Raw genomic sequence first — 13,536 nt, 5'->3', positions numbered from 1 at the left:
GGCGGGACCCGCCGCGCGCCGCCCGGCTCAGGCGATCCGGCGGCCGCCGACGAAGTGCTGATCGAAATATACGGACATATCAACCACTTGGACCTGTTTCCCGGAACTGGGCGCGTGCACCATTCTTCCGTCGCCCACGTACATTCCGACGTGGCTGGGTCCGGAGTAGAAGAACACGAGGTCGCCGGGGCGCAGATCGGCGCGGTCGACGGGGGTGCCCTCGTCGAACTGGGTGTAGGTGGTGCGGGTGATCTCCGCGCCGGCCTCCCGGTAGGCCCACTGCACCAGCCCCGAGCAGTCGAACGCGTCGGGCCCGGTGGCGCCGTACCGGTACGGCTTGCCGACCTGGCCCATCGCGTGCTCGACGGCGGCGTCGGCCACGCTCGGCGCGGGCGGGGGCGGGATGATCCGGTCCGCGAGCGCGGCCGGGGCCGGGACGAGCAGCCCGGCGGCGGTCAGCGCCGCGAACGCCGATAAGGTGAGCGCCGCGCGCGTCATCGGCCGCGGTCTTTTCGCGACGGGAATTCGGGCGAACGCGGTCAACAGCATCGTATTTCCCCCCGATGAATTGCCCCGAATGCCGCATTCCTTTCTTGCGGCGAGGCATTTCACCAGCGAAGCACATGGTTTTTCCCGATTCGTCGCACGCGGTGTTCGCGGCGTGTCGCCCCGGGGTTCCGGGGCCCGCCCCGGCCGGGCTCAGCCGCCGGGTTCCAGGCAGCAGGCGATGATCCGGGTCAGCCGCGCGACGAGGTCGTCGGGGTCGTGCCCGGCGAGCGCGGTGGCGCCCTCGACCCGCTTCACCGCGCCCAGGCCGAGGACGAACGCGGTCACCATGCTGGCGCGCAGCCGGGCGTCGTCGCCGCCCAGGACGGCGGTCAGGGGCTCGATGATCGCCGCGCGGACCCGCTCCTGGTGGACCGACTGGAGGTCGGGGTCGGCGGCGGAGCGCTCCAGGGCGCGCTGCAGCGGGGTGCCCTCGCCGCGGGCCCGGGTGGCGATGTGCTCGGCGAGCCGGCGCGGCAGGGCGGCCGGGTCGCCCTCCACGATGCCGGGGAACACGGCGTCCTCGGCGATGACCTCGGCCAGGAGGCCGCGCTTGGCGCCGAAGTAGCGGTTGATCAGCGCGACGTTGACGCCGGCGTGCGCGGCGATCCGGCGGGACGACACCTGCGAGTAGCCCTCGCTGGTGAAGAGTTCGCGGGCGCTGTCGAGGATGCGCTGGCGTGTGGCCTCGCGGTCGCGCACCCGCCCCGGGGAGGCCCCGGAGGGGTCGGGCTCCATCACGGTCTCCTCGTCGGCGTCACGTCGGCAGGGGAGGGGCGGCCGCACCGGCCGGTTCGAACCCTAGCACCTCGACTTGACAAGTCAACACTGTTTACTTATACCGGGAGGTGACCCGACCACCCACCCCCGCCACGGCGGGGGCGCTTCGGCGTGTCCGGACCGGCGGGGCAGCCGGCCGCGACCGGGCGTGGCGGGGGAGACGAAGGCGTCGAACGAACGGGATTCGAACCGCATGGGGGTCCGCGGAGTGGAGCACACAGTGGCCGGCGCGCGAGCGGACGGGCAGGGGCGCGCGGGGGCGCCCGACGACGGGGCGCCGCAGTACAGCAGGCGGCAGGTCATCGAGATCCTGGCGGGCCTGATGCTCGCCATGCTCACGTCGATGCTGACGACCTCGATCGTGGGCACCGCGCTGCCGACGATCATCGGCGAGCTGGGCGGCCAGGACAAGCTGTCCTGGGTCGCCAGCGCGACCGTCCTCACCATGACCGCCTCCACCCCGCTGTGGGGGAAGCTGTCCGACATCTACGGGCGCAAGCTGCTGTTCCAGACCGCCCTGGTCATCTTCATCCTCTCCTCGGTCGCCGCCGGGTTCGCCCAGGACATCGGCTGGCTGATCGGGGCCCGGCTGGTCCAGGGCATCGGCGCGGGCGGTCTGGCCGCGCTGCCGCAGATCATCCTCGGCGACGTCGTGGAGCCGCGCGAACGCGGCCGCTACTCCGGGTTCCTCGGCGCCGTCTTCGGCGTCTCCACCGTGGCCGGCCCGCTCGTGGGCGGCTTCCTGGTGGACAGCCCGCTGGGCTGGCGGTGGTGCTTCTTCATCACGGTCCCGGTCGCGGTCGTCGCGTTCGTGGTGATCCAGCGGCTGCTCCACCTGCCCGCCCGGCCGCCCAAGGACAAGCGCATCGACTGGTGGGGCGCCACCTGCATCGTCGGCGCCGCCGGCGCCCTGATGCTCGTGCTCAGCCTGGGCGGGCAGGAGTTCGCGTGGAACTCCTGGCCCACCTACGCGCTCTCCGCCGCCACGCTGCTGCTCGCGGCCGGCGCGGTGGCCGCCGAGCGCCGCGCCCAGGACCCGATCCTGCCGCCGCGCCTGTTCCGCGACGGCACGTTCGTCCTGTCCTCGCTCGCCTCGCTGGCGGTCGGCATGGGCATGTTCGGGGTGATGATCTACTTCCCGCAGTACCTGCAGATCGTCAAGGGCATGAGCCCGACCGCCTCGGGCCTGATGACGCTGCCGCTCGTGCTGGGCATGCTCGCCGCCTCGATCTCCTCGGGGTTCCTGGTCAGCCGCAGCGGGCGGTGGAAGGTCTACCCCGTCGTCGGCATGGTGCTGATCGGCCTCGGCTTCGGCGCCCTGTCCCAGCTGCGCGTCGACTCGTCGCTGACCCTGGTGGGCGCGGGGGTGGCGCTGATCGGCCTGGGGCTCGGCCTGACCATGCAGATCCTCATCCTGGCCACGCAGAACGCGCTCTCGCGCGCGGACCTGGCGGCGGCGACCTCGGCGGTGGCGTTCTTCCGCAGCCTCGGCGGCGCGGTCGGCATCGCGGTCTTCGGCGCGGTCATGACCGCGCGGCTGCACGACGAGCTGGCGGCGCTCGCCGCCCGGGCCGCGCGCGCCGCCGAGGCGTCCGGGCAGGCGGCCCCCGCCTGGGACCCGGAGGCCGCGCTCGGGTCGCCCGCGGCCATCCGGCAATTGCCCGACGCGGCCCGGGAGGCCGTCGTCCAGGCGTTCAGCGACGCCATGCACACGGTGTTCCTGCTGGGCATCCCCATCGCCGCGGTGGGACTGGCGTTCGTGGTGTTCCTGCGCCACGTGCCGCTGCGGTCGGGCCGGTGAGCCCGTCCTCCGGGCGCCCGCGCGGCGCCCGGAGGACGCCGCGGCGCGGTCACAGGTAGCGGCGGAACCCGTCGGCGGAGTCGGAGAACCCCATGGTGGTGGAGAAGTCGCGGGCGCCGGGCCGGCTCTCGTGCGGCAGCAGCTCGATCTTGTAGCAGCCCGCTCGGGCGGCGCGGTCCACCGCGTCGTCCATGAGCGCCCGGCCCACGCCCCGGCGGCGGCACGCGGCGTCGACCACGACGTTGTCGACGATCGCCCACGGCTGCGCGTCGTGGGTCAGGTTGGCCACCACGAGCAGGTCGAGGGTGCCGATGATCTGGCCGCGGCGCTCGGCCACCAGTACCGTGCGGTCGGGGTCGTTCTCCATCCGCGTCCACGCCCGCACGGCGGCGGAGGACATGCGGACGGTGGCGCTCTGCGTGGGCGTGGTCTCACCGAGGTCGCGGAGGAGTCGCAGAATCGCGCCGAGGTCGGAGCGGATGGCCGCGCGGATAATCATGGCTTTCGGCATCGTAGCCGACAGCGGGCGACAAGACCGACGTCCCCCCACATCAGGCCATGAAAAGGCACCGGGCAGGGGACGGTGCCCCTGCCCGGTGCCCGACATGAACGCGAGCGCCGCACCTCCGCGACGGTTACGGCTTGATGATGCGGACCCCTTCGCCGCCGTCGGGGTCGTCCGCCTGCGGGGCGGCCGGGCGCTGGTGCATGGCGGTCATCCCGGGGTCGCCGGCCGGCGGGGCCGCCGGGCCCTGCTGCTGCGGGGCGCCGGGGGCGCCGTAGCGGGCGCCCTGCGGCCGCGGGGCCTGGCGGACCTGCGGGGACGCGGCACCGGGCGGGATGCGGACCGTGGCGTCGTCGTCCGCCGGCAGCGGCGGCACCGCCACCGTGGCGTCGTCGGCGCCCGCCGGGGCCTGCTGCCCCGACGCCTGGTGGGCCGGGGCCTGCGGACCGGACGGCTGGTGGGCCGGGGCCTGCGGGCCGGACGGCTGCGCGGCCGGGGCCGGCCGGGCCGCCGGGGCCTGCGGGCCCGAGGGCTGCGCGGCGGCGGACGGGGCGGCGGCGGACGGCGCGGCCGGTGCCTGCTGCGGACCGGTCGCCGGACGGGCGGCCTGCGGCCGGGCGGCGGCCGGGGCGGGGCCCGCGGCCTTGGCCGGGCCGGACGGCGCCGGCGTCGCCGGGGCGGCGGCCTTCTTCTGCTCGGCCTCGTGCTCCTGGCGGGTCAGCCCGGCCTCCAGCGGACCGGCCGACTTCTCGGCCCCGAGCAGCTCGGCCAGCGTCTCGTGCATGTCACCCAGGCGGCGCAGCGCCTCGTTGTGGGTGGCGGTGAGGGTGGCCAGGCGGCGGTCGGCGGTGTCGTTGATCTTCTTGGCGCGGGCGTCGGCGTCGGCCATGCGGCGCTCGCTGTCCTGCTGCGCCTGCGACCGGAGCTGCTCGGCCTCCTTCTTGGCGGTGCCGACCATCTCGTTGGCCTCGGAGCGGGCGCTGGCGACCACGCGCTCGGCGTGCTCCTCGGCGTCCTTCATGCGCTTGGCGGCGTCGTCCTCGGCCTTGGCGCGGATGGCCTCGACCTCGGCGGCGACCTTGGTGCGCTTGTCCTTCGCCTCCTCCTCCGCGATGCGGAGGATCGTGGCCATGCGCTCGCTGATCTGCTCGTGCTCGGGCTTGACCGCCGCCTTCTCCTTGGCGTCGGCCAGCTCGCGGCGGAGCTGTTCGAGTTCGTCGTGCGCGCGCGCCAGCCGCTCCTGGAGGTCGCGGGTCTGGTTGTGGTTGCGGACGACGTAGTCGTCGACCTGGCGCTTGTTGTAGCCCCGCTTCTCGGTGGGGAAGGCTTCCTCGCGGAGCAGGTTCGGGAGTATGTCGTTGCTGTGCTCGTTCATGTCCTAATCAACCAGGTTGGCGGCGAGTCAGGGAAGGTGGCCCGTGTCCTGCCTATCATTCCCATAACACCCGGAACACACATGAGCGGCGTTTCTTTCGCAACCTTGGTGTGGACGGGCGGCGGCGACGGGAACGGGAGGGCGCGAGGCGTGACGTTGTGAACACCTGTGGTCCGACCACCGTAGCGGCCGCACCGCCGGATTACGACAGTCCGGGCGCGCGGGGCGGAGCGCGCCGCGGAGCCCGCGCGGCCGCCGCGGCGGACCGCCTACTAAGGTATGCGCGATCACCCGGGCGCGGGGTGGGACTACGCCATTCCGTTACCCCCTCCGCGCCCCGACGAGGAGGAGGCCCGACGTGCCCGACGTGCCCGGACCGCTGGTAGGGGACGCCCCGTTCGGCCGCCCCGACATCCACCCCGACGCCTGGATCGCCCCCGGCGCGGTGGTCGTCGGCCGCGTGCGGATCGGGCCGGACAGCAGCGTCTGGTACGGGTCGGTGCTGCGCGCCGACACCGAGGACATCGTCGTCGGCGCCTCGTGCAACATCCAGGACCAGTGCGGGCTGCACGCCGACCCCGGCGAGCCGGCGGTCCTCGCCGACCGGGTCAGCCTCGGCCACCGGGCCATGGTGCACGGCGCGGTGATCGAGGAGGGCGCGCTGATCGGCATCGGCGCGATCGTCCTCGGCGGTGCGCGGGTCGGCGCGGGCGCGCTCGTGGCGGCGGGGGCCCTGGTGCCCCCGGGGCGCGAGGTGCCCCCGGGGACCCTGTGGGCGGGGGTGCCCGGCCGGGTGCTGCGGGAGCTGACCGACGAGGACCGCGCGGGGTTCGCCGCCACCCCCGAGAAGTACGCGGGCTACGCCCGCGAGCACCGCGGCGTGGCCTGGCGGTAGGCGGCCCGGTCCGGCGCGGTACGGCCCGGTCCGGCCGCCGTCGCGGCCTGCCCGGCGCCGCCGATTCGGTCGTGGGGTGCTGTCCGGCGCACGGGATCACTCCACCGGACCACCGCGAAAGGGCTACTCCGGACGTGACCCAGAATGGTCCTTCTGGGTCATGCGGCGCGCGGCTACCGGAGCGTAGCCTTGGCAGCGGGTGGACTGCCCGGCCCCGTCCCCGGCCGGTGACCCCCGGGACCACGGGCCGGACGCCCGGCCGAGCCTCCCGGGCGGGTCGCGCCCCCCTAGCGCTTTCGACGGAGGTGGGCGCGTTGGACATCGACATCGACGTGCGCCTGCACGACCGCGTCGCGCTGGCCGAGATCGAACTCTACGCCGAGGTGCTGATCGCGGTGGCCGCCGCCGACCGCCCGCTCACCCTCCAGGAACTCGACACCGTCCTCGGCGTGCCCCCGGCCGTCCGCCGCCGCGAGCGCCGCGCGCCCGCGCCCCGGGGGCGCCGCCGGGCGCCCAGCCCGCGCTCGCCCGGCTGACCCCCGCTCCCTCCCCGCGACCCCATGACGGCCGTCAGGCGTTCTCGGCGGCGGGGGCGCCGGCCGGTGCGGCCTCCCCCTTGACCGAGCGCAGCAGCAGCTGCGAGACGTCGACGACCTCCAGGGTCTCCTTCGCCTCGCCCCGGGACTTCTTCTCGTTGATCGCGTCGCCGAGCATGACCTGGCAGAACGGGCACGCGGTCGAGACGGTGTCGGGGTCGGTCGTCAGCGCCTCGTCCACCCGCTCGGTGTTGATGCGCTTGCCGATCCGCTCCTCCATCCACATCCGGGCGCCGCCGGCGCCGCAGCAGAAGCCGCGCTCCTTGTGCCGGTGCATCTCCACGGTGGTGATGCCGGGGACCTGCGCCATGATGTCGCGCGGCGGGGTGTAGACCTTGTTGTGCCGGCCCAGGAAGCAGGGGTCGTGGTAGGTGATGTTCTCCTCGATCGGCTGCACCGGGGTGAGCCGCCCCTCCTCGACCAGGCGGGCGAGCAGCTGGCTGTGGTGCACCACCTCGTACTCGCCGCCGAGCTGCGGGTACTCGTTGCCCAGCGTGTTGAAGCAGTGCGGGCAGCTCGCCACGATGCGGGTGACCCCGGCCTCGTTGAGGGTCTCGACGTTCTGCTGGGCCAGCATCTGGAAGACGTACTCCATGCCGAGCCGGCGGGCCGGGTCGCCCGAGCACGCCTCCATGCCGCCGAGCACCGCGAACTTGACGCCGGCGATGTGCAGCAGTTCGGCGATCGCCTTGGTGGTCTTCTTGGCGCGGTCCTCCAGGGCGCCGGCGCAGCCCACCCAGAACAGGTACTCGGTGCCCTCGGGCAGCTTGTCCTCGACCACGGGGACCTCGAAGTCGAGTTCGCCGATCCAGTCGAGGCGCCGCTCCTCGCTCATGCCCCAGGGGTTGCCCTTGTTCTCCAGGTTCTTCAGCAGCGTGTTGGCCTCGGAGGGGAAGCTCGACTCGATCATGACCTGGTAGCGGCGCATGTCGAGGATGTGGTCGATGTGCTCGATGTCGACCGGGCACTGCTCGACGCAGGCGCCGCAGTTGGTGCACGACCACAGGACGTCGGGGTGGATGACCCCGTTCTCCTCCTCGGTGCCGACCAGCGGGCGCTCCAGCAGCGCGAGGACGTCGACCCCGGCGTGCGACTCGTCGGGCTTCTCGGCCAGGGTCTCGGCGGTGATTCCCTGGAGCAGGTAGGGGGCCTTGGCGTAGGCGTGCTCGCGCAGGTCCATGACGAGCTTCTTCGGCGACAGCGGCTTGCCGGTGTTCCACGCGGGGCACTGCGACTGGCACCGCCCGCACTCGGTGCAGGTGGTGAAGTCGAGCAGGCCCTTCCAGGTGAAGTCCTCGATCTTGCCGACGCCGAACGGGTCCTCGTCGGGGTCGGCCTCCTCGAAGTCGAGGGGCGTGCCGTCGTTGCCGACCATGGGCTTGGCCGCGCCCAGGGCGGGGGTGCCGTCGGTGGTGCGCTTGAAGTAGATGTTCACCGGCGCGGTGAAGCGGTGCCAGCCGATGCCCATGGTGAGCACCAGGGCCAGGGCCATGAAGAACAGCCACGAGATGATCAGCTTGAACGCCGCGACGAGCGCGAGCGCGGGCTCGCTGGGCGGCAGCACGGCGCCGACGGCGTGCGAGATCGGGGTGGCCCACACCGGGAACGGGAAGTCGCCCATGGCGACCTTGAACCCGCGGATCAGGAAGATGCAGGCGAGCAGGGCGAAGATGTAGCCCTCGACGTAGTAGGCCGTCCAGTGCCGCGAGTTCGCGAACCGCGAGGCGCGGCCGAGCCGGCGGGCGCCCTTGACCTGGCGGTAGACGGCCAGGGCGGTGATCGCCGCCAGGCTGACGCCGGCGATCACCTCGATGAGCAGCCCGTAGACGGTCCAGTCGTGGATCAGCGGCAGGTGGAAGTGCGGGTCCCACACCTCGCCGTGGGCCTCCGCGACCGTGAAGACCAGCGCGGGGAAGGACACCATGACGAACCAGTGCGCGACGCCGATCCAGCGCCACTTGAGCATGCGCGTGTGGCCGAGCGTCTCGACCAGCGTGTTCGTCAGGCGCCGGCCGAACGGGCCCTTGCGCGCGGCCTCGATCGGGCGGCCGAGACCGAGGGTGCGCACCATCCGGCGGACGCCGATGGCGAACATCGCGATCCCGACCACGGCGAAGACGGTCGTGATGACCCCCAGAACGATGTAGAGCATCGCCGGCGGCCTCCCCTCTGCTGTCGTACTCCGGTGCGCCACACACCGGAGGGTCCACCAAATGTTACTAGCGAGTAATGCATGGTGGGCCACCGCCCCGGGCCTCGGGCGGGGACACCGCCGCGACCTGCGGCCGCGGTCGGGTGGCTCCCTAGCGTAGTGAGCCGGGCGGCTCCGGCCGCACCCAGGCCCGCCCCGCGCGCGGCGCGGCCCCGGTCCGCGCGGCGGTGCGCGGGCGGCGCTTTCGGCGGGCGTTGCCGGCCGGGTGCGCCAGGGGGGCGGCGTGGGGAGCGTGGCCGCGGGTAGCGGGGGCCGGGCGCGCCGCGCATCGGGCGCGCCCCGGACGCGTCCCGGAGTCGACCCCGAGGGTCGGGTCAAGGCCCGCCCCCGGTTCCGCCCTGCTTCGGTCGGGACGGGGCGGTTCCGGGCCCGGAGCGGGAACAACGCGCGGAGGCCCTCCGTTGTAGGGGAGTGTGAACGGCATTGAGTCGGATCGACTCAAGTCATTTGACAGAGAGTCGATGACGAAGCAAACTTGTGCCGGAAAGACTCAACTTTGACGGAGGACGTACTCATGGCACGTGCGGTCGGTATCGACCTGGGAACGACGAACTCGGCCGTCGCGGTCCTGGAGGGCGGCGAGCCCACGGTCATCGTCAACGCCGAAGGCGCGCGGACCACCCCGTCCGTCGTCGCGTTCGCCAAGAACGGCGAGGTGCTCGTCGGTGAGGTCGCCAAGCGCCAGGCGGTCACCAACGTCGACCGGACCATCCGCTCGGTGAAGCGCCACATCGGCACCGACTGGAAGACCGAGATCGACGGCAAGACCTTCTCCCCGCAGCAGATCAGCGCCTTTGTGCTGCAGAAGCTCAAGCGCGACGCCGAGTCCTACCTCGGCGAGGAGGTCACCGACGCCGTCATCACGGTGCCGGCGTACTTCAGCGACTCCCAGCGCCAGGCCACCAAGGAGGCCGGCGCGATCGCGGGCCTCAACGTCCTGCGCATCATCAACGAGCCCACGTCCGCCGCGCTCGCCTACCACCTGGAGAAGGAGGACGAGGCCACCATCCTCGTCTACGACCTCGGTGGCGGCACCTTCGACGTGTCCCTGCTCGACGTCGGCGACGGCGTGGTCGAGGTCAAGGCCACCAACGGCGACAACCACCTCGGCGGCGACGACTGGGACCAGGCCGTCGTCGACTGGCTGGTCGAGCGCTTCAAGAACAACAACGGCGTCGACCTCGCCAAGGACAAGATGGCCCTCCAGCGGCTCCGCGAGGCCGCCGAGAAGGCGAAGATCGAGCTCTCCAGCTCCAGCGAGACCGCCATCAACCTGCCCTACATCACGGCGTCGGCCGAGGGCCCGCTGCACCTCGACGAGAAGCTCTCCCGCGCCGAGTTCCAGCGGCTGACCGCCGACCTCCTGGAGCGCACCAAGCAGCCGTTCCACCAGGTCATCAAGGACGCCAACATCAGCGTCAGCTCCATCGACCACGTGGTCCTGGTCGGCGGCTCCACCCGCATGCCCGCCGTGGTCGAGCTGGTCAAGGAGCTCACCGGCGGCAAGGAGCCCAACAAGGGCGTCAACCCGGACGAGGTCGTCGCCATCGGCGCCGCGCTCCAGGCCGGCGTGCTCAAGGGCGAGGTCAAGGACGTCCTGCTGCTCGACGTGACCCCGCTGTCGCTGGGCATCGAGACCAAGGGCGGCGTGTTCACCAAGCTCATCGAGAAGAACACCACCATCCCGACCAAGCGGTCCGAGATCTTCACGACGGCCGACGACAACCAGCCGTCCGTGCAGATCCAGGTCTACCAGGGCGAGCGCGAGATCGCGCAGTACAACAAGAAGCTCGGCGTCTTCGACCTCTCCGGTCTGCCGCCGGCGCCGCGCGGCGTGCCGCAGATCGAGGTCGCCTTCGACATCGACGCCAACGGCATCGTCAACGTCACCGCCAAGGACCTGGGCACCGGCAAGGAGCAGTCGGTCACCATCTCCGGCGGGTCGGCCATGAGCAAGGACGACATCGACCGGATGGTCCGCGAGGCCGAGCAGTACGCCGAGGAGGACCGCAAGCGCCGCGAGGAGGCCGAGGTCCGCAACAACGCCGAGTCGCTCGTCTACCAGACCGAGAAGGTCATCAAGGACAACGAGGACAAGATCCCGGCCGAGGTGCGCACCGAGACCGAGGCCGCCGTCGGCGAGCTGAAGACCGCGCTGGAGGGCTCCGACATCGAGGCCATCCGCTCCGCGAGCGAGAAGGTCGCGCTGGCCAGCCAGAAGATCGGCTCCGCCATCTACAGCCAGAGCCAGCAGTCGTCCGACGGCGCCGCGGCCGACGGCGCCCCGGGCGCCCAGGCCGACGACACCGATGTGGTCGACGCCGAGATCGTGGACGACGACACCACCAAGAAGGACGGCAACGCCTGAGGCGCCAGGGACGCGGAACGCAAGGAGGCACAGCGATATGGCGCTGCCGGAGAACGAGAACGGCCGTGAGCACCAGGGGCCGGTGATCCGCGACAAGCGGCGCATCGACCCCGAGACCGGCGAACTGCGCACGCCCGAGGGGGCCGCCGAGGCCTCCCCGGGCGAGCCCGAGGCGGTCGAGCCCGAGGCCGACGCGGCCCCCGGCGACCCCGCCGGGCTGGCCGAGGCCCGCGCCCAGGTCGAGGAGCTCACCAACGACCTCAAGCGGGTGCAGGCGGAGTACGCCAACTACCGCAAGCGGGTCGACCGCGACCGGGTCGCGGTGCGCGAGCAGGCGCTGGCCCAGCTCGTCGGCGACCTGGTGCCCATCCTGGACGACATCGGGCGGGCACGGGAGCACGAGGAGCTGAACGGCGGCTTCAAGTCGGTCGGCGAGTCCCTGGAGTCGCTGGTCGCGAAGCTGGGGCTGAAGAAGTACGGGGACAAGGGCGACGAGTTCGACCCCAACGTCCACGAGGCCCTGACCATGGTGCCGTCCGCCGACGTCACCGTGCCCACGGTGGTCGAGGTGTTCCAGCCCGGTTACCTGGTCGGCGAGCGCGTGCTGCGGCCCGCGCGGGTGGTCGTGGCCGGTCCGGCCGACGACGCCGCCCCGGCGCCCGGCGGGACTCCCGAGGAGTCCCCCGCCGAAGGCGCGCCGGGCGACGGCGAGTAATAGCAGGACGGCCCGCCCCGGGCGCGCAGCGGCGCGCCCGGGGCGGGCCTGGCAGAACGGGGCCGGTGGCCCGTCCGAGTCCGAGTGTCGAGCGGGAGAAGGCAGACGTCGATGAGCACCAAGGACTACCTGGAGAAGGACTACTACAAGGTCCTCGGAGTCTCAAAGACGGCCACGAAGGACGAGATCAAGCAGTCCTACCGCAAGCTCGCCCGCGCGAACCACCCCGACGCCAACACCGGCGACCCCAAGGCGGAGGACCGCTTCAAGGAGATCTCCGAGGCGTACACCGTCCTGTCCGACGAGAAGCGGCGCAAGGAGTACGACGACGCCCGGTCGCTGTTCGGCGGCTCCTACCGCCCGGGCGGCGGCACCGGCCCCGGCGGTTTCGACCTCGGCGACCTGTTCGGGCAGGGCACCTCCACCACGGGCCCCGGGGCGCCCGGCGGCGAGCGGCTGAGCGACCTGTTCGGCGGCCTGTTCGGCGGCCGGGGGCGCGGCGCCACCCAGTCCCGGCGCGGGGCCGACGTCGAGACCGAGACCCGGCTGACCTTCGACGAGGCCGCCACCGGCGTCACCCGGTCGTTCCAGCTCACCAGCGACGCCGCCTGCCCCACGTGCAAGGGCACCGGGGCCAAGGCCGGCACCGCGCCGCGCATGTGCCCCAAGTGCGCGGGTACCGGCCACGAGAACAAGAACCTGGGCGGGTTCTCGCTGTCCGAGCCGTGCAGCGAGTGCAGGGGGCGCGGGCTCGTCGTCGACGACCCCTGCCCCACGTGCAGCGGCAGCGGGCGCGGCAAGAGCACCCGCACCATCCAGGCCCGCATCCCCGCCGGCGTCTCCGACGGCCAGCGCATCCGACTCAAGGGCAAGGGGGCGCCGGGCGAGAACGGCGGCCCGGCCGGCGACCTCTACGTGGTGGTACACGTGCAGCCCCATCCCGTGTTCGGCAAGACCGGCGACAACCTCACCATCACCGTTCCGGTGACCTTCCCGGAGGCCGCCCTCGGCGCCGACGTGCGGGTCCCCACTCTCAACGGCCTTCCCGTCACCGTGAAGATCCCCCCGGGCACCCCCAGCGGGCGCACCCTGCGGGTGCGCGGCAAGGGCGCCACGCGGCGTGACGGGACAACGGGGGACATGCTCGTCACCGTCGAGGTGGCGGTGCCGCGGGACCTCAACGGCGACGCCCGCGAGGCCCTGGAGAAGTTCCGCGCCGCCACGGCGCACGAGGACCCGCGCCACGGACTCGAAGCGCGGGCGAAGGGGATGTGAAGGCCATGACCACACCGTCCTTCGGCGACGACATCCCGGTGTACGTCATCTCCGTCGCCGCCGAACTGTCCGGACTGCATCCGCAGACCCTGCGCCAGTACGACCGCCTCGGCCTGGTGTCCCCGGGCCGGGCGTCCGGGCGCGGCCGCCGGTACTCCATGCGCGACATCCAGCTGCTGCGCGAGGTGCAGCGGCTGTCGCAGGAGGACGGCATCAACCTCGCCGGGATCAAGCGCATCCTCGAACTCCAGCGGGAGGTCGCGGAGCTGCGCGAACACCTGTTCCACCTCGCCAACGAGCTGGAGGCGGCGCGCAGCGCGGTGGCGCGGCGCACCTCCGCGCAGTCCCCGGGCGGCGAACTCGTGCGCCGCACCCGGGTGACGATCTTCAACACCGCCCCGCCGCCCGACGCGGAGCGGTGACCGGCCCGCACCACGGCACCGGCGGCGGCCCGCGGAGGGGCGGGCC

Annotated in this window: 12 protein-coding genes; 7 read left to right on the top strand and 5 right to left on the bottom strand. The window is 72.7% G+C overall.

What is annotated here, in order from left to right; genetic code table 11:
- Nucleotides 1-27: 27 nt before the first annotated feature.
- Together NT8_RS22585 and NT8_RS22580 are read right to left on the bottom strand one after the other, a co-directional pair.
- The gene (locus tag NT8_RS22585) at nt 28-498 is read right to left on the bottom strand and encodes a C40 family peptidase (RefSeq protein ID WP_084469190.1); all 471 of its coding nucleotides are present in this window, start codon (nt 496-498) and stop codon (nt 28-30) included.
- Between the two features lie 201 nt (nt 499-699).
- The gene (locus tag NT8_RS22580) at nt 700-1,284 is read right to left on the bottom strand and encodes a TetR/AcrR family transcriptional regulator (RefSeq protein WP_067973295.1); all 585 of its coding nucleotides are present in this window, start codon (nt 1,282-1,284) and stop codon (nt 700-702) included.
- Nucleotides 1,285-1,519: 235 nt separating this feature from the next.
- On the opposite strand from NT8_RS22580, the gene NT8_RS22575 reads away from it, so the two are divergent.
- Nucleotides 1,520-3,127, top strand: a complete 1,608-nt coding sequence (locus NT8_RS22575) for an MDR family MFS transporter (RefSeq protein ID WP_067973292.1) — start codon at nt 1,520-1,522, stop codon at nt 3,125-3,127.
- Between the two features lie 49 nt (nt 3,128-3,176).
- On the opposite strand, the gene NT8_RS22570 is transcribed toward NT8_RS22575, so the two are convergent.
- Entirely contained in the window at nt 3,177-3,626 is a 450-nt protein-coding gene (locus NT8_RS22570; RefSeq protein WP_067973289.1) for a GNAT family N-acetyltransferase, read from the bottom strand.
- 136 nt (nt 3,627-3,762) lie between these two features.
- The gene (locus tag NT8_RS22565) at nt 3,763-5,007 is read right to left on the bottom strand and encodes a DivIVA domain-containing protein (RefSeq protein WP_067973288.1); all 1,245 of its coding nucleotides are present in this window, start codon (nt 5,005-5,007) and stop codon (nt 3,763-3,765) included.
- Between the two features lie 367 nt (nt 5,008-5,374).
- On the opposite strand from NT8_RS22565, the gene NT8_RS22560 reads away from it, so the two are divergent.
- Both NT8_RS22560 and NT8_RS22555 read left to right on the top strand, forming a co-directional pair.
- Complete coding sequence (locus NT8_RS22560; RefSeq protein ID WP_067973300.1) at nt 5,375-5,902, top strand: gamma carbonic anhydrase family protein; 528 nt, start codon at nt 5,375-5,377, stop codon at nt 5,900-5,902.
- Between the two features lie 314 nt (nt 5,903-6,216).
- Nucleotides 6,217-6,438: a hypothetical protein gene (locus tag NT8_RS22555; RefSeq protein ID WP_067973286.1), complete on the top strand. Its 222-nt coding sequence runs from the start codon at nt 6,217-6,219 to the stop codon at nt 6,436-6,438.
- 34 nt (nt 6,439-6,472) lie between these two features.
- Here NT8_RS22555 and NT8_RS22550 read toward each other — a convergent pair whose 3' ends face one another.
- Nucleotides 6,473-8,650 (bottom strand): (Fe-S)-binding protein, encoded by a 2,178-nt coding sequence (locus NT8_RS22550; RefSeq protein ID WP_067973284.1) that lies wholly within the window; start codon nt 8,648-8,650, stop codon nt 6,473-6,475.
- Nucleotides 8,651-9,224: 574 nt separating this feature from the next.
- Between NT8_RS22550 and dnaK the strand changes: the two genes are divergently transcribed.
- The 4 genes from dnaK (at nt 9,225) to NT8_RS22530 (ending at nt 13,490) form a co-directional block, all read left to right on the top strand.
- Nucleotides 9,225-11,078, top strand: a complete 1,854-nt coding sequence (gene dnaK, locus NT8_RS22545; RefSeq protein ID WP_067973281.1) for a molecular chaperone DnaK — start codon at nt 9,225-9,227, stop codon at nt 11,076-11,078.
- A 37-nt stretch (nt 11,079-11,115) separates the two neighbouring features.
- Nucleotides 11,116-11,793: a nucleotide exchange factor GrpE gene (grpE, locus tag NT8_RS22540; protein ID WP_067973277.1), complete on the top strand. Its 678-nt coding sequence runs from the start codon at nt 11,116-11,118 to the stop codon at nt 11,791-11,793.
- Between the two features lie 111 nt (nt 11,794-11,904).
- The gene (gene dnaJ, locus NT8_RS22535) at nt 11,905-13,068 is read left to right on the top strand and encodes a molecular chaperone DnaJ (RefSeq protein WP_067973275.1); all 1,164 of its coding nucleotides are present in this window, start codon (nt 11,905-11,907) and stop codon (nt 13,066-13,068) included.
- A 5-nt stretch (nt 13,069-13,073) separates the two neighbouring features.
- Nucleotides 13,074-13,490, top strand: coding sequence for a heat shock protein transcriptional repressor HspR (locus NT8_RS22530; protein ID WP_067973297.1), 417 nt, complete (start codon nt 13,074-13,076; stop codon nt 13,488-13,490).
- The last annotated feature ends 46 nt before the right edge of the window (nt 13,491-13,536 follow it).

This window comes from Nocardiopsis trehalosi NBRC 14201 (assembly GCF_001552555.1).
GTDB lineage: Bacteria > Actinomycetota > Actinomycetes > Streptosporangiales > Streptosporangiaceae > Nocardiopsis_B > Nocardiopsis_B trehalosi.
The sequence above is the reverse complement of the archived record's forward strand: the minus strand, read 5'-3'. Positions and strand labels throughout refer to the sequence as shown.

Bases quoted from the DNA above. Each gene is read 5' to 3' on its own strand.
- NT8_RS22585 (WP_084469190.1), bottom strand. From the start codon at position 498: ATGACGCGCGCGGCGCTCACCTTATCGGCGTTCGCGGCGCTGACCGCC.
- NT8_RS22580 (WP_067973295.1), bottom strand. From the start codon at position 1,284: ATGGAGCCCGACCCCTCCGGGGCCTCCCCGGGGCGGGTGCGCGACCGC.
- NT8_RS22575 (WP_067973292.1), top strand. From the start codon at position 1,520: ATGGGGGTCCGCGGAGTGGAGCACACAGTGGCCGGCGCGCGAGCGGAC.
- NT8_RS22570 (WP_067973289.1), bottom strand. From the start codon at position 3,626: ATGATTATCCGCGCGGCCATCCGCTCCGACCTCGGCGCGATTCTGCGA.
- NT8_RS22565 (WP_067973288.1), bottom strand. From the start codon at position 5,007: ATGAACGAGCACAGCAACGACATACTCCCGAACCTGCTCCGCGAGGAA.
- NT8_RS22550 (WP_067973284.1), bottom strand. From the start codon at position 8,650: ATGCTCTACATCGTTCTGGGGGTCATCACGACCGTCTTCGCCGTGGTC.
- dnaK (WP_067973281.1), top strand. From the start codon at position 9,225: ATGGCACGTGCGGTCGGTATCGACCTGGGAACGACGAACTCGGCCGTC.
- grpE (WP_067973277.1), top strand. From the start codon at position 11,116: ATGGCGCTGCCGGAGAACGAGAACGGCCGTGAGCACCAGGGGCCGGTG.
- dnaJ (WP_067973275.1), top strand. From the start codon at position 11,905: ATGAGCACCAAGGACTACCTGGAGAAGGACTACTACAAGGTCCTCGGA.
- NT8_RS22530 (WP_067973297.1), top strand. From the start codon at position 13,074: ATGACCACACCGTCCTTCGGCGACGACATCCCGGTGTACGTCATCTCC.